This window comes from Brenneria rubrifaciens (genome assembly GCF_005484945.1).
Taxonomy (GTDB): Bacteria; Pseudomonadota; Gammaproteobacteria; order Enterobacterales; family Enterobacteriaceae; genus Brenneria; species Brenneria rubrifaciens.
In genome coordinates this window covers 1786489-1811677 of sequence record NZ_CP034035.1, presented here as the reverse complement: position 1 = coordinate 1811677, position 25189 = coordinate 1786489, and the positions used below count along the sequence as shown (strand labels likewise).

Here is a 25189-nt window from a genome sequence, read left to right as displayed (position 1 = left end):
CAACCCTTTGCCTTGCAACGTTAAATCCCTTCCATCACATTCAACACTTTAAGACGATGGTAAAGCGTACGTTTAGGGATACCCAACTCGCTGACCACATCGTCAATACAGTGATCGTGCCGCTTCAACGCATCCTGAATCAGGTATTTTTCTATCCGTTTTAGACGATCTCGGAGCTGCTGGGGCTGATGTCGCGGCACCGGCATCATACTTAACGGAGACATACCCAGAACCCAACGCTCCGCCGCCGCTTTCAGTTCCCGAATATTGCCCGGCCAGCCATGCGTCAGCAGACGTTCATGGATATCTGCCGTTACGCGCGGCACGGGCATTTTCAAACGACTTGCCGCTTCTTCACTGAAGCGCTGGAACATAGGGAGAATTAAATCACTGCGAGAACGCAAGGTAGGCAACTGTATTTTCACGGTATCCAACCGGAAATAGAGATCCCGTCGGAACAAACCGCTCTCCACCAGTTGCAGCAGCGGCGTCTGAGTGGCGACGATGACCCGCATATCCACGGGCGTAAATTGAGTGCTGCCAAGCCGTTTGACGCCCCGGCTTTCCAGTACGCGCAGCATTTTTGCCTGTAGCGTCATCGGCATACTGTCAATTTCATCCAGAAAAAGGATGCCTTTGTCCGCGCTTTCCAGATAACCTGGCCGGGAGCGGCTAGCCCCGGTATATGCCCCTGATACAACACCAAACAGTTCGCTCTCTGCCAGCGTTTCGGGAATGGCTGCGCAGTTCACCGCAACCAGCGGACCACTGCATTTTGAGAGCTGATGAATTCGGTGCGCTAACGTATCTTTACCTGTACCAGTTTCACCTTCTAACACGATATCGACATTCAGCGGAGCAATCACATTGATAAGGGGAGTTAATACCGCATGAATATCGTCCGTAAAAGACGAGGTGAATCCTGACATTGATGGAAAATAGCTGTTTTGAGAATCCTGAATCATGCCTGCTCCTAGGCCCATCCGGGCTGATTTCATACCCGCTATCTTTCAAGTTGCAGAAATACTGGGTGTCTACATGCTTAATCGATTAGGTATATACCTTCCGTTACCTGCTTATGGTCAGTCGCCATCCTATCCTTACGATATCAGGACGCATTAGTGCTCCTGCTTAATCGTTGATGGAACGGAGACAAGCATTACTGTCATTGAAAAATGATACCATCAGCTATAGCTGAACATGAGGTAGGGATCACTGCACCAGTTGTCAGATAATCCCTACTGGTTGAAAATAAAAGTAAACGAAAACAAGGCATTAAAAAAAAGCCTTGTTTTGCGTATCGTAAAGATAGGTAAAATTAATCGTGAACTCCATGTGGATTAAGGGATGAGACTATGACTGATTGCATATTTAACAATATCCGCGTTGGTACTGAATTTCATTTTTTCCATCAAACGGGATTTATGCGTACTGACGGTTTTATTACTGATGGCCAGTTCGTTGGCAATCGTGTTGATACCCATCCCCTGAGCGAACATAATCATGATCTGATGCTCCCGGGGCGTTAAAATTTCGTGCTCAGTCCGTCCCATCTCGCCTCCGTTGGAAAAAACCACTTGCTCGGCGATCGTATGGTCGATATAGCGTCCCCCTCCGGCCACGCGACGGATAGCGAAAAGCAGCGTTTCTGGATCTTTGTCTTTGGTGATGTACCCTCTGGCGCCGCTCTTCAACGCGTGTTGAGCAATTTGTATTTCGCTATACATACTCAGCACCAGAATCGGTAATTGCGAATACTGCGCGGCGATACGCAGTATCAGCGCTTCGCCGCTGATGCCCGGCATACTCATGTCCAATAGCAGAACATCAATGGTATGATTACGCAGCTGGCTCAATACCTGCGCCCCATTTCCCGCCTCTGCGACCACATTCAGCGTTTCATCCAATGCAAAAATTTGTTTAAGCCCCTCGCGCATGATGACGTGATCATCAGCAATCATTAAACGTATCTGGCTGCACATCACTCGTTACTTCCTTTTTGTTTTTTATCTCAATTAATATCCGTATCTTTTGGAAACGTGAGCTGCACCTGCGTCCCCGCTCCCGGCATACTTTCGATAACTACGTCCCCATTTAACATGCGGCCGCGCTCTTTCATACTCATCAGACCAAACGCATCCTTGTTACTGATATGGGTATCGAATCCTTCACCATTATCCTGAATGCGGATCGCCACATGATCTTTCTGATTGTCCAGCGTGATCATCACCTGGGTAGCCTTCGCATACCGCGCCACATTGGTCAGCGACTCCTGTACCACACGGAAAGCCGCCGTCGCGCGTTCATCATTGAGTACCACCTGCGGCCCTACCGTTTTCAACTGGCAGATCGCGTTATAATGCCGGTTGAATTCGTCACACAGCCATTCCAGCGCGGGCGTCAGCCCCATGTTCAGCACATTGGGCCGCAATTGGGTAGAGATATTGCGCACCACCTGAATGGTTTGATCCGCCAGTTGCATCAGACTCTGCAACTGTCTTAGCATCACCGGGTTTTCCTGGGCAAAACGCATGCGCATCAGCGAAAGACTCATGCGAATAGTGGTGAGATGCTGCCCCAGTTCATCATGAATTTCCTGCGCAATATGTTTGCGCTCTTCTTCTCGGGAGATCTCGCGCTGACGCGCCAGCAGTCGTAATTGCATATGCGAATCTTCCAGCTTTTTTTCTGCATGGCGCATAGCGGTAATGTCTCGTCCGACGGTCAGAATGGACATCAGTACGCCATCTTGATCAAATTCAGGCACACAACGAATATGATGAATCGCTTTATGCTTATTATCCCCTTTGCCCTGAGCCTCCATCAGTTCTCCCTCGGCGCCGCTGCGCGTATCGACCACCTCTTTCACCAACTCTTCCATTCGTATCGCGCAGCCCATTCCCGGCAACAGATCGGTAATCATCCGACCGCGCAGTTGCTCAATGGTAAAATCCAGGTGTCGAAGGGCGGCGGGATTGGCGTACAGGCAATTCAGTCGCGGATCAAAGCGAATAATCATATCCGGCGTATTTTCAACCAGCGCACGAAATTCCTGTTCCCGCGCATAAGCCAACTGTTCAATATGTTTACGTTCTCTTATATCTCTTACTACACACATGCTGTAGTTACATCCTTTATGTCTAAAATAGGTCAAGTTAACTTCCACCGGAATCTTCATTCCGTATCGGGTCATATGCTGTGTTTCAAAGGTCATGCAGGTGTCGGATTCAGATGCCACTTTACATGGAGTCAGGCAATGCGTATGAGGCCATTGAGTGTCGATATTCGTCAAACTCAACCGCATAAATTCCATAATGTTGTAGCCAAGCATTTGACAGGCCGCGTCATTGACATAACAAAAACGCTCATCGTCGTTCACGATATAAATCGCATCTTTAATTCGGCTAAATGCGAAGTCCACCAGTTCAAGCTTGGGGACCTGCGTTTGGGAATCTGATCGAAAAGATTGGGTAAACATCATTGGCCATCTCCTTGCTGTATTAACTCACCTGCATAGCAATTGTTGCTATACAGGCGTTTTCGGAACCTCACAGGAGTATGGACAGAAAAAAAACATGAAGATGCGCCATAAAGCCGTTATTCACGCATTAATCTGTCCTGGAGATAAGATATGTTAGGCATCCACAGCCTGACGAATGGCGCTCCGGGCACGTGACAAACGCGAACGCACGGTGCCAACCGGGATGTTCAAACTTAATGCCAAATCCTGGTAGCTGGCATCTGAATCCAGGAGCTGTATCATCATCTGGCAGGTGTCTTCCGGCAAATGCACCATAGCGTCAATCGCCCGCTTCAACGACCGTTGACTCTCTGTGATGACGCCAGGATCGGCATCCACCGCGATGTACTCCAGTAATTCATCGCCTACTTCATTGGAACGCAGTCGGGATTGCTTGAAATAGTTACGTACCAGATTGAGGGCGATACCGAATACCCAGGTTTCTGGGCGTGATGCGCCCGCAAACTTATCTTTGTTCTTGAGCACTTCCAAATAGGTCATTTGCTGTAAATCTTCGACATCATCATGATTGCTGACGCGTTTACGGATGAAATTATGTAATTTCTTTCCGTGTTGCTTAAACACTTGTTCCCAGTCAACGGAAGGTGCCATGCTGGTGGTTTCTATGTGTTCGGAAGGCGGCAGGTTGAACTTTTCCATTTCTTACTCTCCGATGATTTGCCCCTATTGGCAAAAACGATAGAGCAAGCGACATGCCAGTCTGAGTTTTATTTCATCTTATTGATTTTAAATATTTTTAATTTTCGACAGTTCGTTTTTGCGCCAGTTTTTGCCCAAATAAACCGGCGGTTTTGCAAGTTTTTGCAATAATTAAAATGACATTTCATTTATATCTTTCAGTCCGCCCATCCCGCGCGTCTGCCGAACGGTAGGACGCGTGGAACCCGCAATGTCCTCCTGCCACACAACAACACTTCCGTTGATTTACGCAGGACACCACCATGATCAAGATCCCAGGCGTTTCGCCTGCCAACACTCCCGTCGTGCCGCGCCCTGCTGCGTTTGAAGATGACCCTGTCGCCGCATTAGCGCCACAGAAAGTCGTGCCACATTACACGCCGCCCAGCCCCCCCCTCTCGACATCAATGGAGGAGATCGCGATGGCATTCGGCGAACAGGCCGAACGTCGCAGCAAATCGCTGAATCGACGCAATATCACGCAAACGGAAACACGGCTTTCCGCCAACGTCGAGCGAATTGAAAAACTGACCGAACTGTTCCGAATGCTGGAAAATTCGTCACAAAACACGCTGGATCAACAGCTTGCGCGGATGAACAACCTGCTGCTGAAAGAAAAATCGCCGACGATTGACGATATCCTGGTCGCCGCCGGCGGCGACCCGGCACGCGGCGATATTTTGTTGCGACATCTGAAAAATCAGCCAAAACAGACGCCGGAAGTCACGGCTGCCGCGGAACAGGCGTTAAAACAGTTACATGAGGATAAAGGACCGGAAGTTCGGGCGGGATTGAATACGGCAGCGGTGATTTCCCTGTTCAGCACACAACCTGAACAGAAGCAGGCCATGCGCGAGCTTTACTACCAGAAAATTGTGCGTCAGCAATCAGCGAGCTCCCTACTTGAATCGTTACTGGAACGCTTTGACGCGTCCACCTTTTTGACCGGTCTGAGAACCCTGCAACGTGCGCTGGCGGCGGATATTGCCTCGCTCGCCCCGTCTATTTCCAAGACCGTATTACGTAAAATGCTTACCAACCTCAACGAATCAAGACACCTCAGTCACACGCTGTCATCCAGTCAGGCGATGCTTACCCGGCTGGCGACCAAAATACCCGCGTTTACGCTGGGCGCGGTTGAATTGACCCGCCGGTTGGTCAATCTGAGCGCCAACGGCGCCTACGCACGCGATCTGCATAATCTCGGACGAGATGTCGCCGGTTCGCAACCGGAACATCAAACGCTGTTTTTCAATGCGCTGTTACCGCTGGTCAGCGGATTACCCCAACCGCTGTGGCGTGACGCCAAAAACCGACAAACCGCACTTCAATTGATCCGCGGTCTGATCGGCGATATGGCGCATCATGAAAAACAGAAGGCAGAACGTTCCCCCGGTAAGGGAACAGCATGAATCTGCTGATCGTCTGGCTTAACCGCATTGCCCTGAGCGCAATGCAACGTTCCGAAATAGTGGGCGCCATTATCGTCATGTCGATTGTGTTCATGATGATTATTCCGCTACCGACGAGCCTTATAGACGTGCTGATCGCGATTAACATCTGTGTTTCTTCGCTGTTGATCGTATTGGCGATGTACCTGCCCAAACCGCTGGCCTTCTCGACTTTCCCGGCGGTACTGCTGCTGACCACCATGTTCCGGCTGGCGCTATCCATTTCCACCACGCGTCAGATTCTGCTGCAACAGGATGGCGGACACATCGTGGAGGCATTCGGTAACTACGTGGTCGGCGGCAATCTGGCCGTCGGTCTGGTGATCTTCATGATCCTGACCGTGGTGAACTTTCTGGTGATTACCAAAGGTTCCGAACGCGTGGCGGAAGTCGCGGCCCGTTTTACTCTTGATGCCATGCCCGGCAAACAGATGTCTATCGACAGCGATCTGCGCGCTGGTCTGATTGAAGCGAGCCAAGCCCGCCAGCGGCGTGAAAACCTGGCCAAGGAAAGCCAGTTGTTCGGCGCCATGGACGGGGCAATGAAGTTCGTCAAAGGCGATGCCATTGCCTCTCTGGTGATTGTGTTTATTAACATGATCGGCGGTTTTGCCATTGGTGTGTTGCAGCATAATATGGACGCGGCGGACGCCATGCATATTTACTCGGTGCTCACCATCGGCGACGGACTGATTGCCCAGATCCCCGCGCTGCTGATCTCCCTGACCGCCGGGATGATCATCACCCGCGTGTCAGCGGACGGACAGCAGGTTGACGCCAATATCGGCCGGGAAATTGCCGAACAGCTGACCAGCCAACCCAAAGCCTGGATTATCTCCTCCATCGGGATGTTCGGTTTTGCCCTGTTGCCCGGTATGCCGACCACGGTATTTATCATGATTAGCCTGGTTTCGCTGAGCAGCGGTCTGTTTCAGCTCTGGCGCGTCAAGCAGCAGGGATTGCTGGATGAAAGCCAGTTGGAAGCCGACAAATTACCTCCGGAACAAAACGGCTATCAGGATTTACGGCGTTTTAACCCCACCCGCTCGTATTTGCTGCTGTTTCATCCCGCCTCGCAGGGGAAAACCGCCACGCTCACCCTGGTCCAGAACATTCGCCGTCTGCGTAATCGTCTGGTCTACCAATTTGGCTTCACCCTGCCATCCTTTGATATTGATTTCAGTGATCGGCTGGCGGAGGACGAGTTTCAATTCTGCGTGTATGAAATTCCCAATATAAAAGCCACTTTTACCGTTGACCGGGCGGCCGTGGCGGTTTCATCGGTGGACGAGCAAACAAGGAGCGAGTTCGAACCGGGCTTGGCATTACGGGAAGAACAACACTGGCTGTGGCTGCCGCAAAACCATGCGGCGCTAGAGCAAGAGGGGGTGGTTTCCCGGACGGCGGAGCAGTTAATCCTTGAACGGATGGAAAATGCCATCCACCGCACCGGTTCGCAGTTTATCGGCCTACAGGAGACCAAATCCATTCTGGCCTGGCTGGAAACCGAACAGCCCGAACTGGCGCAGGAGCTACAGCGGATTATGCCGCTCTCGCGTTTTGCCAGCGTATTGCAACGGCTGGCTGCCGAACGCGTCCCGCTGCGCTCCGTTCGCCCGATTGCCGAAGCGCTGATCGAGGTAGGCCAACACGAGCGGGACCCCCATGTGCTCACCGACTACGTCCGCCTGGCCCTGAAATCGCAAATCTGCCACCAGTATAGCGAGCAAAACAGCCTGCGCGTCTGGCTGCTCACGCCGGAAAGTGAAGAATTGCTGCGCGACGCCCTGCGCCAGACGCAAAACGAAACCTTTTTCGCACTGGCGCAGGATTATGCCGCCTCCTTGCTGGAGCAGCTCAGGCAGGCATTTCCCCCTTCTACGCCGCTTTCTGGTCTGGTGCTGGTCGCACAGGATCTCCGCAGCCCTCTGCGAACGCTGTTGCAAGATGAATTCCACCATGTCCCTGTGCTGTCGTTTACCGAGTTGGAATCCAACTTGTCGATCAATGTGATCGGACGGCTTGATTTGTACGATACCCACACTCCTTTTAACGCATAGGAAAAGAATATGTTTGAGTTACGCGTGCTGACTGGTTTACATCGTGGTGCCGCGCTGCCCTTGAGCGGTTCATCCTGGATTGTGGGTGCGGCGGACGACGCCGATTTGGTGCTCTATGACCCAGGGATCAAACCCTACCACTGTCAGCTAAAAATGAGCCAGTCGGACACGAAGGAGACCATCTGGACGCTCTCTGCACAGGAAGGCGCGCTGTGTGACGCAGAGGGACATGCGATCACGCAGGTTGACACCCTGCCTCCCGGCACGCCTTTCGCCGCAGGCCATATCTGGCTCTGCGTCGTCGCCGCCGAGACCCCCTGGCAGGACGAAGACGAGTCCCCGTCGCCGGCGGAAGCGGAAACGGAAACAGAAGAGGAGCAGGAAGAACCGCCTGCCGCGGAAATGCCCCCTGCCGACGCCCCCGTCCCCAGCCCGCCGCCTCCGGCGCGTTTGCCGCTGTGGGCAAAAGGCTGCTATCTGCTGCTCAGCCTACTGCTGATCGTAATGATCGGCAGTTGGCAGTTGCAGGAAAGCGTGGCGATGTCCCCCGCGCCCGAGCCGAAGGATAGCCGCCGCACGCTTAACACCCTGCCGCAATTGGACAACGTGCTGCGCACCCTGCTGCGGGAGCGTGAATTAGGCAATGTGGTGAAACTGGCCTCCAGCTACGATCGCATCACGTTAACGGGGCAGTTGACGTCTGAGGCGCAAAAAAAACTGGAACGGATGCTCCTTCAATTCCACCAACGCTATAGAACCGCGTTATCCGTTGATAACCGCACCCAGTTGAAAATGGAACAGTTGCCGTTTCAGATTGTGCAGGTCACCAGCGGACCGCGCGCCAACGTTGTCACCTCTGACGGCAGGCGCTTATTTATCGGAGACGAAATCGACAGCCTGCGTCTGGTGAACATTGACGACCATCAAATCGAATTTAGCGGCAAACAGCAGATAAAGGTGAAATGGTAAATGCAAGCAATCATGCCCTTTCCATTGATAAACCACTGGGTACAGCAACAGCGACGCCATTTATCCGGCTACGCGCCGGTCGAACTGAAAGGACGCGTACTGGCCGTCAGCGGCATTCTGCTGGAATGCGGTTTGCCACAGGCGCGCATTGGCGACCTGTGCCTGGTGGCCCGTAAAGACGGTAGCCAGATGATGGCGGAAGTGGTCGGTTTCAGCCCGGATAATACCTTTTTATCCGCACTGGGGGCGCTGGACGGTATTGCGCAAGGGGCGGTCGTCACGCCTTTGTATCAGCCACACTGTATTCAGGTTTCCGACACGCTGTTCGGCAGCGTACTGGATGGCTTTGGCCGGGCGCTGGTAGACGGCGGCGAAAGCGCTTTTGTCGAACCCGGCACCCAGCATGGCAACGCCGTACCGGTACTGGGCGACGCCCCGCCGCCGACCTCGCGCCCGCGGATCAGCGCGCCGCTGCCCACCGGATTACGCGCCGTAGACGGTTTACTGACTATCGGTCAAGGTCAGCGCGTCGGCATTTTTGCAGGCGCGGGCTGCGGGAAAACCACCTTGTTGGCGGAGCTGGCGCGCAATACCCCGTGTGACGCCATCGTGTTTGGCCTGATCGGTGAACGTGGCCGTGAATTACGCGAATTTCTCGACCATGAACTGGATGACACGTTGCGCAGCCGCACCGTGCTGGTTTGCTCAACGTCCGACCGCAGTAGCATGGAGCGGGCACGCGCCGCTTTTACAGCCACCGCCATCGCCGAAGCATACCGCGCCGCAGGGAAACAGGTGCTGCTGATTATCGATTCACTCACCCGTTTTGCCCGCGCCCAGCGCGAAATCGGTCTGGCGCTCGGCGAACCCCAGGGGCGCGGCGGGCTACCGCCTTCTGTTTATACCCTGCTGCCCCGGCTGGTGGAACGCGCCGGGCAAACGCAGGACGGCGCTATCACCGCGCTCTATTCCGTCCTGATTGAGCAGGACTCAATGAACGACCCGGTGGCGGATGAAGTCCGCTCGCTAATCGACGGTCACATTGTGCTCACCCGGCGACTGGCGGAACAGGGGCATTATCCCGCGATTGATGTACTGGCCAGCCTGAGCCGAACCATGAGCAACGTGGTGGATTCAGAGCATCAGCAGCGCGCCAACGCGATTCGCCGTCTGATGGCCGCTTATAAGCAGGTCGAAATGCTGATTCGGCTGGGAGAATACCAACCTGGCCACGATGCCCTGACCGATGCGGCGGTCACCGCGCATCCGGAAATCACCCAATTTCTGCGGCAATCCATGCGCGATCCCATGCCCTATGACGTCATCCAGCAGCAGTTGACCGGAGTCAGCGCCTATGCCTCATGATCTAACCGAACCCGATGAATTACAAACCACGCTCAATCTGTTGTTGCCAATACGCCGCCAACGCCTCAGCCGCAGCGAACGACAGTTACGGCAGGAAGAACAGGCGTTAAGCCGTATTGAAGCTCAGCATAATGAACATCAGCGTCAGTTGGCGACGTTGCAGGAGAATTACCAGGATCAGCGCGCCGCGTTTACCCAACAAATGCAGGGGCAACAGCAGTCGCTGGACAATCTTAAAAAACAGCTGGCTGCCGAACAGCGGCTTCTTCAAGCCATTGATACAGAGAACCAGCAGCATCAGGCGAGTCTGCAACAGCATAAAAACCAGCAGCAACAAGTTGACACTGCCAGGCAGACGACGCGCCAGTGCCATAAAGCCGTCGAGAAACTGGAGTTTATGCTCACGCTACCTCAGGAGAACCCATGAACAACCGACTGACGTCCTCGCTCGAAACAGCGGCGAACCAAACAACGTATACCTCCCAACGGAATAAGTCCGCGCAGAGGTCCGATGGCAGTCTTCACGATGACTTTTGGGAAGCTTTCAGGTTTTCCGATGATGATGACTTTAGGACGGCCTACATGTTTCCCGAAGGTTTTGAGCAGGCTGTGCAACAGGAAGAGCCGGACGATATCGCTATCATTAACCTGACGCCTTTTACCCCCGCCACGCCGCAGGACAATATCGTCAACGCCCCAAACAACAGCCAGGAGGTGACACCGTCACAGTGGCCGGCCTTGCAAAGTGAACTGATCGAGGCGCTGGATAATATCGGCCGTCCGCCGTTTTCATTCAGCCTGCAACTCCCGGAGTTAGGGGAGGTCGATGCCCGGCTGGCGACGTTGGCGCCGCGGGGCTGGGATATCTCGTTACGGTTCAGCCGCGAAAGCTATCAGAAGTTAAAAGATCGCCGTGAATCATGCCGTCGCGCCTTGTCCGATACGATGGGCTGCCCGGTGAATCTGAGTTTTGACAGCAGAGAAGTATATTAATGACTATCCGGCCGTTGACGCTGACATCTATGCGCGCTGGGCAGGCCAGCGTTAGGCAGCAACTGGCGACCGGCGTCACGCTGCCGTTTAGCCGGGATCGGCAAGTGGGTACGGTGCGTCTGCATTTGGCAAAGGAGCGGCAGGTCGAAACGCTCAGCGACTGGCGCTGCGACCATGGCGCCTTCGCGCTTGCAGACCCTTCCCCGGTGCTGAGTCTGCTGGCCGATTGCCCGCTGGTTCCGGTCAATGACGCCAACTCGCCGCCCGATGCGTGGTATTGGACGTTGTATAACCAGTTGCTCAGCCCCTCGATCCACGCACTGCTGGGAGAAATCCATCCGGGTATCGCGCCGGGGGAATATCAGGATACCGTTACAGCCTGGCTCACCGTCAGTTGGGGCGGTATCCGCGCCCGCAGCCTGATGGTGGCGCCCGCGTCCACCTGGCTGGCGCTGCTGTCGATCTCCGGCTGGCGGAACGACTACATCGCCATTCCGCCGTCATTCACCGTAACCGCGCCGCTGATTCTGGCGGATATGGCATTGACCCCGGAAGCGCTGCGGCGCCTTCGCCCCGGCGATCTGATTCTGCCAAACCAGCCCTATTTTTTACCTTCAGGCCAGGGAACGCTGGTTCTGCCGCCGTGGTATCTGCACGGCACCTTGCAACTGAATGGCGTTGCCCCTTATCAATTTACCGTCACCGACATGGAGAGCGCTCCTGTGAACACTGCTTTTGACGATCCGGCACCAGAAAATTACGCTGACATTACCGACGACGACATCACGGGCACGCCATCTGACAACGCCTCTCCGCTGCCGCCGCTGCCGCTCGCCTTGCATGTCCGGTGCGGCAACGTCACCTTGACATTACCGACGCTGCAACGGCTGGCGCCGGGCGCCGTGTTGACGTTAAGCCACATCGTGCCGGGCGAAGCATGGCTGTATCACGGCGACCTGCCGCTGGCGCAAGGCGAACTGGTTGATGTGGAAGGTAAACTGGGATTACAGATCACCCGGCGGCTAAGCGGGCTGGACAGCGCTGCGGCGATGCAGGAGTCGGGACAATGACATCGGGAGGATTCGATCCGTTGATGTTCGCGCTGTTTTTAGGCGCGTTATCGTTGATCCCGCTCATGATGATTGTCTGCACCTGTTTCCTGAAGATTTCCATCGTGCTGCTAATCACACGCAACGCCATCGGCGTGCAACAGGTGCCGCCCAATATGGCGCTGTATGGGATTGCCCTCGCCGCCACCATTTTCGTCATGGCCCCGGTGTTTCAAGACATGTCAACCCGCGTTAAGGAAAATCCGCTGGATATGACCGATATTACGGGGCTACAGGAAAGCGCCGCCTATGCGCTCACGCCCCTGCAAACGTTTATGTCGCGCAACACCGACCCGGATATTCTTACCCATTTGCACGAAAACAGCCTGCGCATGTGGCCTGCTTCCATGTCGGATAAGGTCAATACGCAAAACTTGCTGCTGGTGATCCCAGCCTTCGTGCTATCCGAACTGCAAGCGGGGTTCAAAATAGGGTTTCTGATCTACATCCCGTTTATTGTCATCGATCTGATCGTCTCGAATGTCCTGTTGGCGCTGGGGATGCAAATGGTCGCCCCAATGACGCTTTCCCTGCCGCTCAAGCTGCTGCTGTTCGTGCTGATTAACGGCTGGACGCGTCTGCTGGACGGCCTTTTCTACAGTTATTTGTGAGGATGGCATGGAGATAATCACGCTTTTCCGACAGGGCATGGTGATGGTGGTGTTGCTTTCCGCCCCGCCGCTGCTGGTCGCCGTAATTGTCGGCGTTTTAATCTCGCTATTGCAGGCCGTCATGCAATTGCAGGATCAAACGCTGCCGTTCGCCGTCAAGTTGATTTCCGTCGGGCTGGCGCTGGCGCTCTCCGGCCGCTGGATTGGCGTCGAACTGATGCAGTTGGCGATCTCCGCTTTTAACATGATTCAACATACCGGGGTCTGAGGAGCGCGCACATGATCTCCACCATTCAGCATGTTTATGACTTTATTATTGCCATCACGCTGGGGATCGCGCGCATTTATCCCTGTTTTATTCTGGTGCCGGCGTTTTCGCTCAATGTGCTTAAAGGCATGCTGCGCAATTCGGTGGTCATCTCCCTGACGCTATTGCAAGCGCCGGTTATCCAGCAGCAGTTGCTGTTAAGGCCGCTCACATGGCCGATACTGCCGGGGCTTTTGCTAAAGGAGGCCATCGTCGGGCTAATCATCGCCCTGATACTGGCAATGCCGTTCTGGTTGTTTGAATCGGTGGGCGCGCTGTTCGACAACCAGCGTGGCGCGCTGATGGGCGGCCAGCTCAACCCGGCGTTGGGGGCGGACAGTACGCCGCTTGGCCATCTGATTAAGCAACTGATTATCCTGTTGCTGATCATTAGCCTCGGGATTACCGGGCTGACGCAACTGATATGGGACAGTTACCGCCTGTGGCCCGCACTCGACTGGCTTCCCGCGCCTGGCGAAATCGGATTTGAAATTTACCTGAAATTGCTGGCCGACACCTTCACCAACCTGGTGGTCTATGCCGGCCCGCTGGTCGCACTGCTACTGCTGCTGGAGTTCAGTATTTCCCTGCTCAGTCTCTACAGCCCGCAATTGCAGGTGTTCGTGTTATCTATGCCGGCCAAATGTCTGGTCGGTATGGCGTTTTTTATCGTCTACCTGCCGGTTCTGCACTATCTGGTCGAGCAAAAAATACTGGCGCTGCCTGATTTGAAACACCTCTTTCCGCTCATTTTTCGCCAGTCAGCTCACTAACAGGTGATCGCCGATGAGTGAAAAAACGGAAAAACCCACCCCAAAAAAACTTCAAGATGCGCGACGCAAAGGCGAAGTCGGGCAAAGCCAGGACGTTCCCAAGCTGCTGATCTGCGCGGGTCTGATCGAGTGCGTACTGGCGCTGGCGGATACTACTATGGACAAGTTACAGGCGTTGATGCAACTCCCGTTGCAGCGGCTTGACGAGCCATTTGGTCTGGCGGTTAAGGAAATATTTCATGATGCTATCACGCTGGCTGGGTTGTTCTGCCTGATCGGGGTAGCGGTGGCCGTGTTTCTGCGTATCGCCGGCGGTTGGATTCAGTACGGCCCGCTGTTTGCGACAGAAGCGTTAAAGCTCGATCTGAACCGGTTAAATCCGATTAATCAGATCAAACAGATGTTTTCCATGCGCAAGCTGACGGAAATGGTGACCAACATTTTAAAAGCGATCGTCATCGGCACCATTTTCTACAAAGTCGTGGTGCCGGAGTTAGAATCGTTAGTCGAGTTGGCCTACGGCGATTTGGACGGCTTTTGGCACGGCGTGAAAGACCTGTTGGCCCGTATCTCCCGCACCACGCTCACCGCACTACTGGTGCTCTCGGTGATGGATTTCGGCCTGCAAAAATACTTTTTCCTCAAGCAACAGCGCATGAGTCACGAGGATTTACGTAGCGAGCACAAGAATTCCGAAGGCGATCCGCATATGAAAGGCCACCGCAAATCGGTGGCGCAGGAGTTGCTGAACAAGCCAGTGACGGAGCGTCCTAAAGGACGAGTAGAAGACGCCGATATGTTATTGGTTAACCCTACCCACTATGCGGTAGCGCTTTACTATCGGCCGGGCAAAACGCCCTTACCCCGCATCGTGTGTAAAGCCGAGGATCAGCAGGCCAGACAGTTTATCGAACAGGCAAAAAAGGCCGAAATCCCCATCGTTCGTTTTATCTGGCTGACCCGGACGCTTTATCGCTCCACGCCGGAAGGTCATTACATTCCCCGAGAAACCCTGCAAGCCGTGGCGCAGGTTTACCGGGTTTTACGTCAAATGGAAGGCAATAAAAAAAGTGAAATTATTGAAATGGAATCAACGTCGGATTTTTCTCTGTTGAACCTCTCCCCAACTGACAAACAGAAGTTTATTGTACAAAAAGGCCTCTCAGCCTCTGGCTTTGGCGTCGAAGAGGCTGAACCGATTGGCGTGAAAGCCACTAAGCCGACTGAGGGTAAAGAGACTGAAGCGGCCGGCGTAAAAGCGTCTGAAGCTGAAGATGCCGCGCAGCAGCCCCGTTCCGCCACAAACTTTAAGTCAAGCGGCCACGATTGAGCACGCTTTGCCGGGCGTGTGCGGCGGCGGGACGGCAATTCCCGCGCACGCAATAGCACTACCCCGACTTGCGCCTCTCGCCTTAATTTAGGAGGTTGCCGGAGAGTAATTCTGTATCGCCGATAATTTCAGCACATCGTTCAGGGTATTCAGAAACACATCAGCGTGTTCTTCTCTGAAGACCAGCGGCGGGCGTATCTTCAGTATATTGGCTGCGGGGCCGGTGGCGCCGATCAGCACGCCTCGCTGACGCATCGCATTAACCACTTTCGCCGTCAGCGCAGTGGCTGGCCGTTTTCGCTCACGATCCGTCACCAGTTCCGCGCCAATGAAAAGGCCGTAGGCGCGTATATCGCCCAACAATGGAAACTCCCGCGCCAGTTGAACTAACCCCCGCTGTAGATAACCGCCAACGCGCCGTGCATTCTGTCGCAATTGCTCTTCCCGAATCACCCGCAGCACGGCATGCGCCGCCTGACAGGATACCGGATTGCCACCGAAGGTGTTGAAGTAGCGCACGTCGCGGCCAAACGCATCAAACAGCGCTGAACGACCGACCAGACCGGCTATCGGATGACCATTCCCCATCGGTTTGCCCAGACTCACCAGATCGGGCACGACGCCATGCCGGGCAAACCCCCACATCGTCTCCCCGGTACGCCCAAAGCCCGGCTGAACCTCATCGGCGATAAACAACCCGCCCGCCTGACGCACAAGCGCCGCGGCCTGGGCCATCTCGCCTTCCGGGGCGCAGAACACCCCATCGCTGGAAAAAAGGGTATCCACCAACAGCGCCGCCGGCCGGATGCCGTCCTGCTCCATCATGGCGAGCGTTGACTTAATGCTGGCGATGAACTCACCGGGACGACGATATTGATCGGGCGCTTCAATCAATCTGGCGTGGTCGCCTCGCGGCACGCCGCTGCCTAGCGACGGAGAGACTTCGGCCAGCGCGCTGGTCACCCCATGATACGCCCAGCGGGTCACTAACACGCCGCTGCCGCCGGTAACGTGCCGGGCGATACGCAACGCCAAATCGTTGGCTTCGCTGCCCGTGCAGGTAAACATGACGTTGTCCAGATCAGCCGGAAACTCCGTCAGTAAATCTTCGGCAAAATCGACAATCGCCTCGTGAAGATAGCGGGTATGGGTATTCAATGTGGCGCTTTGCCTTGCCATTGCGTCGACCACCGCCGGGTGACAATGACCGACGGAGGCCACATTGTTATAAACATCCAGATAACGGTTGCCGTGCGGGTCGAACAGCCAGACGCCCTCGCCACGAGACACTTGCAACGGCTGCTCGTAAAACAGGCGGTATCCGCTGCCCAGCACGCGCTGACGTCGGGACAGCAGGACGTCACTCTCTGCCGTTTGCGGCGGCCTGCTATTGGGTGGCAGGGTTTTGTAAGGGATCGTCATTTGTTTTCTCTCCCCTCCTGATAGCAGGCTTGTTGCAGTCTTGAGAGACACCGTTCGGAGGAATAATTGGCGATTTGATTCAGGCTGCGCCAGCAGCGTGGCAGATTGCGCAGCAGGTAATCCCGGTTGGCGGGATAGCCTGACGCACGCCATTGCGAAATGGTCATGGCCAACGCCATTCGCGTGGCAATCAGGTCTGGCAACAGTGAAATTTCTTGGGGGGTCAGCGGCAGTCGTTGGTGATACGCCGCAACAAATGGGATGACATACTCAAACGGGTCGGCGCTGTCACTGACCTGATACGCGAGCGCCGTCGCCAGTTCACAAACCAGCGGCGCATGCAAAGCATCCCCAAAATCAATAATGCCCGCCACTTGGGTCGGTTGCCGGGTATTGACTAACACGTTGTGCGGATTGAGATCGTTATGAATAGTCTGACGGCGCAGCGAGATTAACGCTGGCGCGACAAATTCGTTATAACGCTCGAATACGCGGTTAATGTGCTGACGTTGCGGCACATCCTGTACGTAAGTCAGATAAGGACGCGCCTGCTCCGCCCGGCTGATATCCCACAGCAGGGTACGGTTCGCCGCCGGATGAATAAAGTTGTCCAGCGCCCGATCCAGCCGGGCCAGGGTTTCCCCCAACTGATGCATCAATTCTACAGAGGGAAAAGTCACATGCTGCGGCGTACCGGCAAGATAGCTGACCATACGAATGCTTAGCGGCCCCCCCGCGCGCTCGACGATAGGTTCAGTCCGCCCGTCGCGCGTCATAATCACCCGGGGAATCGGCAAATCTGGTGCCTGTTGCGCAATGTGCAGTAACAGAGCGCTCTGAAAATGGCTGACTTCTGCCGATTCCGCCGCATTAATCACCTTCAGCATATAGCGCTGATCGGGCGACACGGTCAGACAGAAGTTCAGGTCGCGTTCACCTGGCAACAGGTTGACATCGCCGCGAACGCCATACAGTTGCCACGCGATTTCCGCCGCCTGCTGGCAGGATACCTGCGGGACAGATCCCGTCACCCGGCCATGGTCGATAAACCGTTCATCGCCCGGCGAAAGCGGCGGCGGATTGATCATTGACTCAGACATGCTGACCTCCGTTGACGTGAATTTCCGCGCCATTGACATACGATGCCCCGGCGGTACACAGGAAATAGATCAAACTGGCGACTTCCTCGGGCTTTCCCAAACGCTGCATCGGCACCAGTCGTTCAATGATCTCTCCCGTGCCGGGAGACAGAATCGATGTTTCAATTTCTCCCGGCGCAATCGCATTAACCCGCACGCCATGCTGTCCGAAGTCAAAGGCCATTTCACGCGTCAGGGCGGACAGCGCCGCTTTTGATGTCGCATAGGCGGTCCCGGCAAACGGGTGGACGCGGGAACCGGCAATCGACGTGATATTAATGACACTGCCTTGCGAGGCTTTCAGCTCATCAAACAGGCCGTTCGCCAGCAGTGCGCAGGAAAACAGGTTCACGTTGAACACCCGCAGCCAGGTCGCATAGTCGGTATCGCGCACACCAAGACGGCTGCCGTCTTCGCCCTTAGGCGAAATGCCTGCGTTATCCACCAGGGCATCGAGCCGTCCGCCCAACTTTTCCTTAATCAGCGGCAACGTCTGTTGCAGGCTATCAATATTTTCCAGATCAAGATGAATATGGTTTGGTAACCCCTCCGCCCACGGACAGCCCTCAACCCAGTTTTGGCGCGACGCGGTAAATACCCGCCAGCCCGCGGCATGAAAATGTTTTACGGTAGCATGCCCGATACCCCGGCTGGCCCCGGTCAGCAGTAGTGTCTTTTGCTCAGTCATAGCATGTGGCCTCCCGGCTAGTTAATACGTTTAGTATTTGATGCATCATGAAAAAACGCCTGAAAAAGCTGAGACAACGCTCAGCCATGTTCAGACTGCTGGCAAACCTACTTCACGGAACCGGTACAATGATAATGGGATAGATGCGTTTCGCGCCCCATTCAGCGCCCGCTTCTCAAACGCTCAGAACGACGGCGCAGGATCTCCATCACAATCAGCAAGATCAATGCCGCGCCCACCATCATGGAGGCCGCCGCCGCAATCGTCGGGTCCAGGTTCTCACGGATGCCGGCAAACATTTGCAACGGCAATGTGCGCTGACGCGGGCTGGCCAGAAACAGCGTGACGATCACTTCATCAAACGATGTCGCGAACGCGAACAGCGCACCAGAGAACACGCCGGGCGCAATCAGCGGGAACGTCACCTTACGAAATGCCAGCAGCGGCGGCGCGCCAAGACTGGCGGCGGCTCGGGTCAGATTCTGGTCGTAGTTTTTTAATACAGCGGTAACCGTAATCACCACAAACGGAACACCCAACATGGCGTGCGCCAGCACCAGTCCCAAGTAACTATTCAGCAGCGATAGCTTGGCGAAGAAGAAAAACATCCCGACGGCGACAATCACCACCGGTGCAATCATCGGTGATATCAGCACCGCCATTACCAGCGATTTGCCCCGGAATTCGCCGCGCACCAACCCAACCGAAGCCAGAACGCCAAGCACCGTCGCCAGCAACGTGGCCAGCGGCGCAATCAGCAGGCTGTTCCCCAACGCACCCAGCCATGCGCTGGAGTTGAAAAATTCGTGATACCAGCGCAGGGAGAATCCGGTTATCGGGTAACTCAAAAACGAGCCTTCGTTGAAAGAAAGCGGCACAATCACCAGTACCGGCACCACCAGAAATAACAACATGGCCGCGCCATAGAAATTGAAAAAAGTATTCCACAAGCGGATAACCACTTCACCCTGTTGCCTCATTTTCGTTTCCTCTTGTTTACCCTTTATCGTTCAGGGTGCGGCGGCTTCCCGCCCCTTGAAATCGATTGGATATCCTCATCAGTAGACCGAATGTCGCTAACGCGCTGCAATTTCAGCATTGGTGCGGGTTACACGGATATATAACACGTACAACAGCGTCACAATGACCAGCAATTGCGTGCCCAGCGCCGCCGCCATTCCCCAGTTCATCGTCGTGTTGGTGAAGAAGGCGACGAAATAACTCAGCATCTGGTCGCTCGGCCCTCCCAGCAGCGCGGGGGTGATGTAATAACCAATCGCCATCATGAACACCAGCAGCGCGCCAGCCGTCACGCCCGCATAAGTCTGCGGCACATACACGCGCCAGAATGCGGTAAAAGGATGCGCGCCCAGCGATACTGCGGCGCGTACATAGTTAGGGGAAATGCCTTTCATGACCGCGTACAAGGGCAGAATGAAGAACGGCAGCAAAATGTGCGTCATTGAGATGTAAACGCCAACGCGATTAAACACCAGCACCAGCGGCTCGTTGATGATACCGATATTGATCAGCGTCTGGTTAATCAGGCCGCCGGACTGCAATAACACGATCCAACTGGCGGTGCGCACAATCAGCGATGTCCAAAACGGCAGTAATACCAGAATCAACAATAAATTAGCGCGATTGGCGGGCTGTTTCGCCAGCCAGTAAGACAGCGGATACCCCAGACCGACGCACAGCAAGGTGACGATCCCCGCCATCAGCAAGGTACGTAACAACACATCGACATACAGGGCTTGATCAGCGGGCTGCGCGACAATCTGCTGAGTTTTGGCATCGACTTTATGATCGAATACCGCTAACAGGTAATAACTGGTAAACGGGCGGGAAGCGCGATCCAGCGTCTGCCAGGTCGATAGCTCTCCCCATAAGGGCTGTGCATCGATCAGTTGCCCGCGAATATCAGCGCTGCCTTCCGCCGGCAGTTTGCGCAATGTGCGGGTAATCAATGTCCGGTATTCAGAACCTTCATAACCCAAACGCTTGGTGACGGCGGCGACTTTCCCGCTGCCGCGGGCTTCACGCAGATCGCTCACCACCGCTTTGAATACCGTCTCATCCGGGACATCCTTGCCAGACCAAAGGCGCATCGCGGCAATCGTGGCCGGCATGGTTTCGCGCAGTTCAGGATTCGAGATACTTTTTCCCAGAATCGAAGTAATGGGAAAGAGGAAACTCACCACGATAAACAGAAACAGCGGCGCAATCAGCAAGAGTGAACGCTTCTTGTAAACCGCCTGCGCGGTGCGCAATTGCTGCTTCAGTTTGGCATTCCCTTCTTTCTCGCGGGATGATGGCGTGACGGCCAGCATTTCGCTCTGGGACATAGGCTTTATCTCCATCTGACATACTTACTGTAAAACCACGACTTATCGGGCAAACGCTCCGCAACAAAGTGCGCGAATCACCGAAGTCGGTTGCGGGACACGGCGTCGCGCCTGGTCCCGCGTCTTGGATGTCCGTCTTAAAACCGGGTTACTTTTATTGCGCAGCCCAGGCGTTGAAACGCTGTTCCAGTTCTTCGCCGTGGTCAATCCAGAACTCGGTATCCACCTGCAAGGCGTTTTCCAGGTTTTCCGGGGCGGTCGGCAGGTTTTGGGCAATCTCGGGCTTCAGCATCGAGATGGCTTTCACATGCGTCGGGCCGTAGGGAATATTTTCCGCAAACACTTTCTGATTTTCAGGCAGGCTGGCAAACGCAATGAATTGCTCCGCCAGCGCTTTGTGTTTGGAACCTTTGACGATCGCCCAGCTATCCAGATCGTAGATACTGTCAGTCCAAACGATCCTGAAGTCATGCCCTTCATTCTGCGCGGACGCCACTCGGCCATTGTAGGCGGAGGTCATCACCACATCGCCGGAAACCAGCCATTGCACAGGCTGCGCGCCGGATTCCCACCATTGAATATTAGCTTTGATCTGATCCAGCTTTTTGAAAGCGCGATCGACACCGGTTGGCGTCGCCAGCACGTTGTAAAGATCTTCACGCTTCACGCCGTCGGCCAGCAACGCGATTTCCAGGGTAAATTTGGCGCTTTTACGCAGCGCGCGTTTTCCCGGATAGGTTTTCACATCCCAGAAATCCGCCCAGCCTTTCGGCGCCTGCGACAATTTTTGCGCATTGTAGGTCAGCGCGGTCGACCACAGGAAGATACCGGCGCCGCATTCTGAAACCGCGCCTTTGACAAACTGAGACTGATCGCCCAGCTTCGACCAGTCAAGCGGTTCAAACAACCCTTCGTTACACCCGCGCATCAGCTCCGGGCCTTCGACTTCCACCAGATCCCAGCCAACCTGACCGGTTTCCACCATCGCACGGATACGCGCCATCTCGCCGTTATATTCACCGGCTTCAACAGTGCCTTTACCGGCAGCGGCAAACGGTTTGTAAAACGCTTTATCCTGCGCCTCTTTGTTCAGGCCGCCGAAAGAGATGACGGTGAGGGTCTCCGCCTGCGCCTGACAAGCTGCGGCGACAAGAAACGCGGATACGGCAATTTTTTTTAATCTCGTTTTGCTTTTAAACATGGTCTGGCTCCTGGAGTGTTAGTCGTCAACGTAAAATCGGCAATTACGCACCAAGCTTTTTGATGCATCATATATGATTCAGAAAGCATAATGTGTGCCATTTCAGAAAGTTCACTGATGTTTTGTCATCATGACGGGTGGGAACGGTGATACAAAGCAGGGAAATAATTAACCGGATAGGGATACTGTTTTCCGATGCTTTCCTTTTACCGTGTTTGCCTTTTAATGGTGCATTTCGCTGTTTGACCGCACTGTTCAGGCGCGTGCGGTTTTTTGAAAATACGGGGGACGCCCGGACGCGACGCCTCCCCTTTTCCTCCGGTCTCTCCCAAAAATTACCGGGAGAGATCAACGCAGATATATTTCATTTCCAGATAATCTTCGATACCGAAACGCGAGCCTTCGCGTCCCAGCCCTGACTGCTTCACTCCGCCGAACGGCGCGACTTCGTTGGAAATCAACCCGGTATTAAGGCCAACCATGCCATAGTCCAGCGCTTCAGGCACCGTCCACTGGCGAATGGCGTCGCGGGTATAGACATACGCCGCCAGACCAAACTCGGTATCGTTCGCCATCGCAATCACCTCAGCCTCATCGCTGAATTGAAACAGCGGCGCAACCGGTCCAAACGTCTCTTCGCGGGCAAAACGCATATCGCGGGTCACCCCGCCGACGATGGTTGGCGTAAAGAATGTGCCGCCCAGCTCATGTGGTTTGCCGCCCAGCAGCAGCGTCGCCCCTTTCGCCAGCGCATCATCAATATGCTGCTGCACTTTCTCGATCGCATCGGCGTCAATCAGCGGACCTTGCGTCACGCCGGGTTGGGAGCCATCACCCACTTTCAGCTTTTGCACTTCTTCAACCAGCTTCTCGGTCAGCGCGGAATAAATCCCTTTCTGCACATAAATCCGGTTGGCGCATACGCAAGTCTGGCCGCTGTTACGGTATTTGGAGGCTAAAATGCCTTTTACCGCCAGATCCAGATCGGCATCGTCAAACACGATAAACGGCGCGTTACCGCCCAACTCCAGCGACAGTTTTTTCACCGTCGGCGCACTTTGCGCCATCAGGATTCGCCCGACTTCCGTCGAGCCGGTAAAGGTCAGCTTACGCACCACCGGACTATCGCACAGCACTTTGCCGACGGATTTGGCATCACCGGTAATCACCTGCAACACGCCACGCGGAATGCCCGCCTGCTGAGCCAGTTCGCCCAACGCCAGCGCGGTGAACGGCGTCTGCTCAGCCGGTTTAACTATCATGGTGCAGCCCGCCGCCAGCGCAGGCGCGACCTTGCGGGTGATCATCGCCGCCGGGAAATTCCACGGCGTAATCGCCGCGCACACCCCGATCGGCTGTTTGATAACCAGCATGCGCTGCTGCCCTTGCGGCGATTGCAGTACGCTGCCTTCGATACGCTTGGCTTCTTCCGCGAACCAGTCGATAAACGAGGCGGCATAGGCGATTTCCCCTCGCGCTTCCGCCAGCGGTTTACCCTGTTCCGCCGTCAGCAGGACGGCCAGGTCTTCCTGATTGTCCATAATCAAACGCGCCCAGGCTTGCAGCACCGCCGCACGTTCTTTACCCGTACGCTGACGCCAGCTTGTCAGCGCACGTTCAGCCGCCGCAATCGCCTGCCCGGTCTGCTGCGACGTCACGAGAGGAACACTGCCCAGAACGTCGCCCGTCGCCGGGTTGGTCACACTCAGACGCTTAGGGTTCTCGCTGTCATGCCAGTCGCCGTCAATGAGACAATGCTGGCGGAGTAAGTCTTTTTGTTTCAGTTGCATAGCATCTCTTTTACTTTGTCAGTACGCGGGTCAGAATGGTCATCGCCTGGCTGAACTGATCGTCTGGGATCGTCAGCGGGTACAGGAAGCGAATCACATTGCCATGCACGCCGCAGGTTAATAACAACAGACCTTCTTTCAGGGCTTCCTGCTGGAATTGACGGGTAATCTCAGCCGATGGTTTCCCCGTTTGCGGATCGTTGAACTCCGCGGCCACCATTGACCCCTGCGCACGAATCGCGGCCAGAGCCGGGCACTGTCGTTTCACGTTTTCCAGCGTTTCCACCAGCGCCGCACCGAGACGCCGTGAGCGCTGACACAGCTTCTCTTCTTCAATCACATCCAGCACCGCCAGCGCGGACGCCACAGCCAGCGGGTTACCGGCATAGGTGCCGCCCAATCCGCCCGGCGCAGGCGCATCCATCACGTCGGCGCGGCCTACCACGCCGGAAATCGGGAAACCACCGCCCAGACTTTTCGCCATGGTGATCAGGTCTGCATGCTCGGCATAGTGCTCCATCGCAAACAATTTGCCGGTGCGGGCAAAGCCGGTCTGTACTTCATCGGCTATTAGCAGTATACCGTGCTCATCACACCGCTTACGCAACGCGCTGATAAAGGCCGGCGGCGCCACGTTGAAACCGCCTTCGCCCTGAACCGGCTCCAGCACAATAGCGGCGACCTGATCGGCCGCGATATCCGCTTGCAACAAGTTATCGATACTGGCCAGCGCCTGTTCCACCGTGATACCCAGTTGCTCATTGGGATATTGCGCATGGAAGATGGAACCAGGGAAAGGGCCGAAACCGTTGGAGTAAGGCGCCACTTTGCCGGTTAACGTCATGGTTAACAGGGTACGGCCGTGGAACGCCGCGCCAAAAGCAATCACGCCGGGACGACGGGTATAGCAACGGGCGATTTTCACCGCGTTTTCCACCGCTTCGGCGCCCGTGGTAAAAAACGTACTTTTCGCCGGGCCATCAATCGGCGCCAGCGCGTTGATACGCTCGGCCAAACGGACATAGCCGCCGTAAGGCACAATTTGGTACGCCGTATGAGTGAAGCAATCCAGTTGCTCACGCACCGCCGCTAAAATTTTCGGATGGCGATGCCCGGTATTCAGCACCGCGATGCCGCCAGCGAAATCGATAAACTCACGGCCTTCAATGTCCCACAGCGTGGCATTCTCCGCCCGGGCCGCGTAGAAATCACACATCACACCTACACCACGCGGCGTGGCGGCCAAACGGCGTTGATTCAGTTCGCTATTCTTCATTCTCTGCTCCGATTACAAGGTACACCCAGGTTTATTAGTGCCGCGATGTGATCCGCTGCCTGACATCTTTCTGTTGCTATTTATGCGCCGGATGGTTCTATAATCCAGTGCCAGTTTTGAATATTTGAAGGAACCACT

Annotated in this window: 22 protein-coding genes and 1 pseudogene; 11 read left to right on the top strand and 12 right to left on the bottom strand. The window is 55.1% G+C overall.

The genetic code is table 11. From position 1 onward, the window contains the following. Positions 1-20 precede the first annotated feature (20 nt). The 4 genes from EH207_RS08385 to EH207_RS08370 all read right to left on the bottom strand — a co-directional run bounded on the left by EH207_RS08385 (position 21) and on the right by EH207_RS08370 (position 4180). Positions 21-929 (bottom strand): sigma 54-interacting transcriptional regulator, encoded by a 909-nt coding sequence (locus EH207_RS08385; RefSeq protein WP_217496130.1) that lies wholly within the window; start codon positions 927-929, stop codon positions 21-23. A 411-nt stretch (positions 930-1340) separates the two neighbouring features. Further along, positions 1341-1982, bottom strand: coding sequence for a response regulator transcription factor (locus tag EH207_RS08380; RefSeq protein WP_137713577.1), 642 nt, complete (start codon positions 1980-1982; stop codon positions 1341-1343). A 29-nt stretch (positions 1983-2011) separates the two neighbouring features. Next, complete coding sequence (locus tag EH207_RS08375; protein WP_137713576.1) at positions 2012-3481, bottom strand: PAS domain-containing sensor histidine kinase; 1470 nt, start codon at positions 3479-3481, stop codon at positions 2012-2014. Between the two features lie 153 nt (positions 3482-3634). Then, the gene (locus EH207_RS08370) at positions 3635-4180 is read right to left on the bottom strand and encodes an RNA polymerase sigma factor (RefSeq protein ID WP_137713575.1); all 546 of its coding nucleotides are present in this window, start codon (positions 4178-4180) and stop codon (positions 3635-3637) included. Between the two features lie 302 nt (positions 4181-4482). Here EH207_RS08370 and sctW point away from each other — a divergent pair, with 302 nt between their 5' ends. The 11 genes and pseudogenes from sctW to sctU form a co-directional block, all read left to right on the top strand. Continuing rightward, entirely contained in the window at positions 4483-5631 is a 1149-nt protein-coding gene (gene sctW, locus EH207_RS08365) for a type III secretion system gatekeeper subunit SctW (RefSeq protein WP_137713574.1), read from the top strand. Continuing rightward, positions 5628-7730, top strand: coding sequence for a type III secretion system export apparatus subunit SctV (gene sctV / locus EH207_RS08360; RefSeq protein WP_137713573.1), 2103 nt, complete (start codon positions 5628-5630; stop codon positions 7728-7730). Before sctW ends, sctV begins: the two co-directional genes overlap by 4 nt. A 9-nt stretch (positions 7731-7739) precedes the next feature. Then, positions 7740-8699: an FHA domain-containing protein gene (locus EH207_RS08355; RefSeq protein ID WP_137713572.1), complete on the top strand. Its 960-nt coding sequence runs from the start codon at positions 7740-7742 to the stop codon at positions 8697-8699. Beyond that, positions 8700-10064, top strand: coding sequence for a type III secretion system ATPase SctN (sctN, locus tag EH207_RS08350; protein WP_137713571.1), 1365 nt, complete (start codon positions 8700-8702; stop codon positions 10062-10064). Further along, positions 10054-10491, top strand: coding sequence for a type III secretion protein (locus EH207_RS08345; protein ID WP_137713570.1), 438 nt, complete (start codon positions 10054-10056; stop codon positions 10489-10491). The genes sctN and EH207_RS08345 overlap by 11 nt, the downstream gene beginning before the upstream one ends. Further along, positions 10488-11057 (top strand): type III secretion system HrpP C-terminal domain-containing protein, encoded by a 570-nt coding sequence (locus EH207_RS08340; RefSeq protein ID WP_137713569.1) that lies wholly within the window; start codon positions 10488-10490, stop codon positions 11055-11057. Before EH207_RS08345 ends, EH207_RS08340 begins: the two co-directional genes overlap by 4 nt. Continuing rightward, on the top strand, positions 11057-12127 hold the full coding sequence (gene sctQ / locus EH207_RS08335) for a type III secretion system cytoplasmic ring protein SctQ (protein WP_137713568.1): 1071 nt from the start codon (positions 11057-11059) through the stop codon (positions 12125-12127). Before EH207_RS08340 ends, sctQ begins: the two co-directional genes overlap by 1 nt. Next, the gene (sctR, locus tag EH207_RS08330; protein ID WP_137713567.1) at positions 12124-12777 is read left to right on the top strand and encodes a type III secretion system export apparatus subunit SctR; all 654 of its coding nucleotides are present in this window, start codon (positions 12124-12126) and stop codon (positions 12775-12777) included. The genes sctQ and sctR overlap by 4 nt, the downstream gene beginning before the upstream one ends. Positions 12778-12784: 7 nt before the next feature. Continuing rightward, positions 12785-13045 carry a type III secretion system export apparatus subunit SctS gene (gene sctS, locus EH207_RS08325; RefSeq protein WP_137713566.1) on the top strand — a complete coding sequence of 87 codons (261 nt, stop codon included), beginning with the start codon at positions 12785-12787 and terminating at the stop codon, positions 13043-13045. 11 nt (positions 13046-13056) lie between these two features. Further along, positions 13057-13857: a type III secretion system export apparatus subunit SctT gene (sctT, locus tag EH207_RS08320; RefSeq protein ID WP_137713565.1), complete on the top strand. Its 801-nt coding sequence runs from the start codon at positions 13057-13059 to the stop codon at positions 13855-13857. A 13-nt stretch (positions 13858-13870) separates the two neighbouring features. Next, a pseudogene (sctU, locus tag EH207_RS08315) lies at positions 13871-14947 on the top strand (type III secretion system export apparatus subunit SctU); the annotation flags it as partial. A 327-nt stretch (positions 14948-15274) separates the two neighbouring features. Here the strand turns inward: sctU and EH207_RS08310 are convergent. The 8 genes from EH207_RS08310 to EH207_RS08275 all read right to left on the bottom strand — a co-directional run bounded on the left by EH207_RS08310 (position 15275) and on the right by EH207_RS08275 (position 25051). Continuing rightward, a complete protein-coding gene (locus tag EH207_RS08310; protein ID WP_137713564.1) occupies positions 15275-16609 on the bottom strand; it encodes an aspartate aminotransferase family protein in 1335 nt (444 codons plus the stop codon). Further along, positions 16606-17709, bottom strand: coding sequence for a phosphotransferase (locus tag EH207_RS08305; RefSeq protein WP_137713563.1), 1104 nt, complete (start codon positions 17707-17709; stop codon positions 16606-16608). Before EH207_RS08305 ends, EH207_RS08310 begins: the two co-directional genes overlap by 4 nt. After that, entirely contained in the window at positions 17702-18436 is a 735-nt protein-coding gene (locus EH207_RS08300; protein WP_137713562.1) for an SDR family NAD(P)-dependent oxidoreductase, read from the bottom strand. Before EH207_RS08300 ends, EH207_RS08305 begins: the two co-directional genes overlap by 8 nt. Before the next feature lie 161 nt (positions 18437-18597). Next, positions 18598-19416, bottom strand: coding sequence for an ABC transporter permease (locus EH207_RS08295; protein ID WP_137713561.1), 819 nt, complete (start codon positions 19414-19416; stop codon positions 18598-18600). A gap of 96 nt (positions 19417-19512) precedes the next feature. Continuing rightward, positions 19513-20784: an ABC transporter permease gene (locus EH207_RS08290; protein WP_137713560.1), complete on the bottom strand. Its 1272-nt coding sequence runs from the start codon at positions 20782-20784 to the stop codon at positions 19513-19515. A gap of 154 nt (positions 20785-20938) precedes the next feature. Beyond that, the gene (locus EH207_RS08285) at positions 20939-21985 is read right to left on the bottom strand and encodes a polyamine ABC transporter substrate-binding protein (protein WP_137713559.1); all 1047 of its coding nucleotides are present in this window, start codon (positions 21983-21985) and stop codon (positions 20939-20941) included. Between the two features lie 335 nt (positions 21986-22320). Next, entirely contained in the window at positions 22321-23775 is a 1455-nt protein-coding gene (locus EH207_RS08280) for an NAD-dependent succinate-semialdehyde dehydrogenase (RefSeq protein ID WP_137713558.1), read from the bottom strand. A 10-nt stretch (positions 23776-23785) separates the two neighbouring features. Next, on the bottom strand, positions 23786-25051 hold the full coding sequence (locus EH207_RS08275) for a 4-aminobutyrate--2-oxoglutarate transaminase (protein WP_137713557.1): 1266 nt from the start codon (positions 25049-25051) through the stop codon (positions 23786-23788). Between the last annotated feature and the right edge of the window lie 138 nt (positions 25052-25189).

Excerpts from the sequence above, each read along its gene's own strand:
- sctV (WP_137713573.1), top strand. The coding sequence starts at position 5,628 with ATGAATCTGCTGATCGTCTGGCTTAACCGCATTGCCCTGAGCGCAATG.
- EH207_RS08355 (WP_137713572.1), top strand. The coding sequence starts at position 7,740 with ATGTTTGAGTTACGCGTGCTGACTGGTTTACATCGTGGTGCCGCGCTG.
- EH207_RS08300 (WP_137713562.1), bottom strand. The coding sequence starts at position 18,436 with ATGACTGAGCAAAAGACACTACTGCTGACCGGGGCCAGCCGGGGTATC.
- EH207_RS08345 (WP_137713570.1), top strand. The coding sequence starts at position 10,054 with ATGCCTCATGATCTAACCGAACCCGATGAATTACAAACCACGCTCAAT.
- EH207_RS08280 (WP_137713558.1), bottom strand. The coding sequence starts at position 23,775 with ATGCAACTGAAACAAAAAGACTTACTCCGCCAGCATTGTCTCATTGAC.
- EH207_RS08275 (WP_137713557.1), bottom strand. The coding sequence starts at position 25,051 with ATGAAGAATAGCGAACTGAATCAACGCCGTTTGGCCGCCACGCCGCGT.
- sctN (WP_137713571.1), top strand. The coding sequence starts at position 8,700 with ATGCAAGCAATCATGCCCTTTCCATTGATAAACCACTGGGTACAGCAA.
- sctW (WP_137713574.1), top strand. The coding sequence starts at position 4,483 with ATGATCAAGATCCCAGGCGTTTCGCCTGCCAACACTCCCGTCGTGCCG.
- EH207_RS08285 (WP_137713559.1), bottom strand. The coding sequence starts at position 21,985 with ATGTTTAAAAGCAAAACGAGATTAAAAAAAATTGCCGTATCCGCGTTT.
- EH207_RS08305 (WP_137713563.1), bottom strand. The coding sequence starts at position 17,709 with ATGTCTGAGTCAATGATCAATCCGCCGCCGCTTTCGCCGGGCGATGAA.
- EH207_RS08340 (WP_137713569.1), top strand. The coding sequence starts at position 10,488 with ATGAACAACCGACTGACGTCCTCGCTCGAAACAGCGGCGAACCAAACA.
- EH207_RS08370 (WP_137713575.1), bottom strand. The coding sequence starts at position 4,180 with ATGGAAAAGTTCAACCTGCCGCCTTCCGAACACATAGAAACCACCAGC.
- sctQ (WP_137713568.1), top strand. The coding sequence starts at position 11,057 with ATGACTATCCGGCCGTTGACGCTGACATCTATGCGCGCTGGGCAGGCC.
- EH207_RS08310 (WP_137713564.1), bottom strand. The coding sequence starts at position 16,609 with ATGACGATCCCTTACAAAACCCTGCCACCCAATAGCAGGCCGCCGCAA.
- EH207_RS08375 (WP_137713576.1), bottom strand. The coding sequence starts at position 3,481 with ATGATGTTTACCCAATCTTTTCGATCAGATTCCCAAACGCAGGTCCCC.
- EH207_RS08290 (WP_137713560.1), bottom strand. The coding sequence starts at position 20,784 with ATGTCCCAGAGCGAAATGCTGGCCGTCACGCCATCATCCCGCGAGAAA.
- sctT (WP_137713565.1), top strand. The coding sequence starts at position 13,057 with ATGATCTCCACCATTCAGCATGTTTATGACTTTATTATTGCCATCACG.
- EH207_RS08295 (WP_137713561.1), bottom strand. The coding sequence starts at position 19,416 with ATGAGGCAACAGGGTGAAGTGGTTATCCGCTTGTGGAATACTTTTTTC.
- sctR (WP_137713567.1), top strand. The coding sequence starts at position 12,124 with ATGACATCGGGAGGATTCGATCCGTTGATGTTCGCGCTGTTTTTAGGC.
- EH207_RS08380 (WP_137713577.1), bottom strand. The coding sequence starts at position 1,982 with ATGTGCAGCCAGATACGTTTAATGATTGCTGATGATCACGTCATCATG.
- EH207_RS08385 (WP_217496130.1), bottom strand. The coding sequence starts at position 929 with ATGTCAGGATTCACCTCGTCTTTTACGGACGATATTCATGCGGTATTA.
- sctS (WP_137713566.1), top strand. The coding sequence starts at position 12,785 with ATGGAGATAATCACGCTTTTCCGACAGGGCATGGTGATGGTGGTGTTG.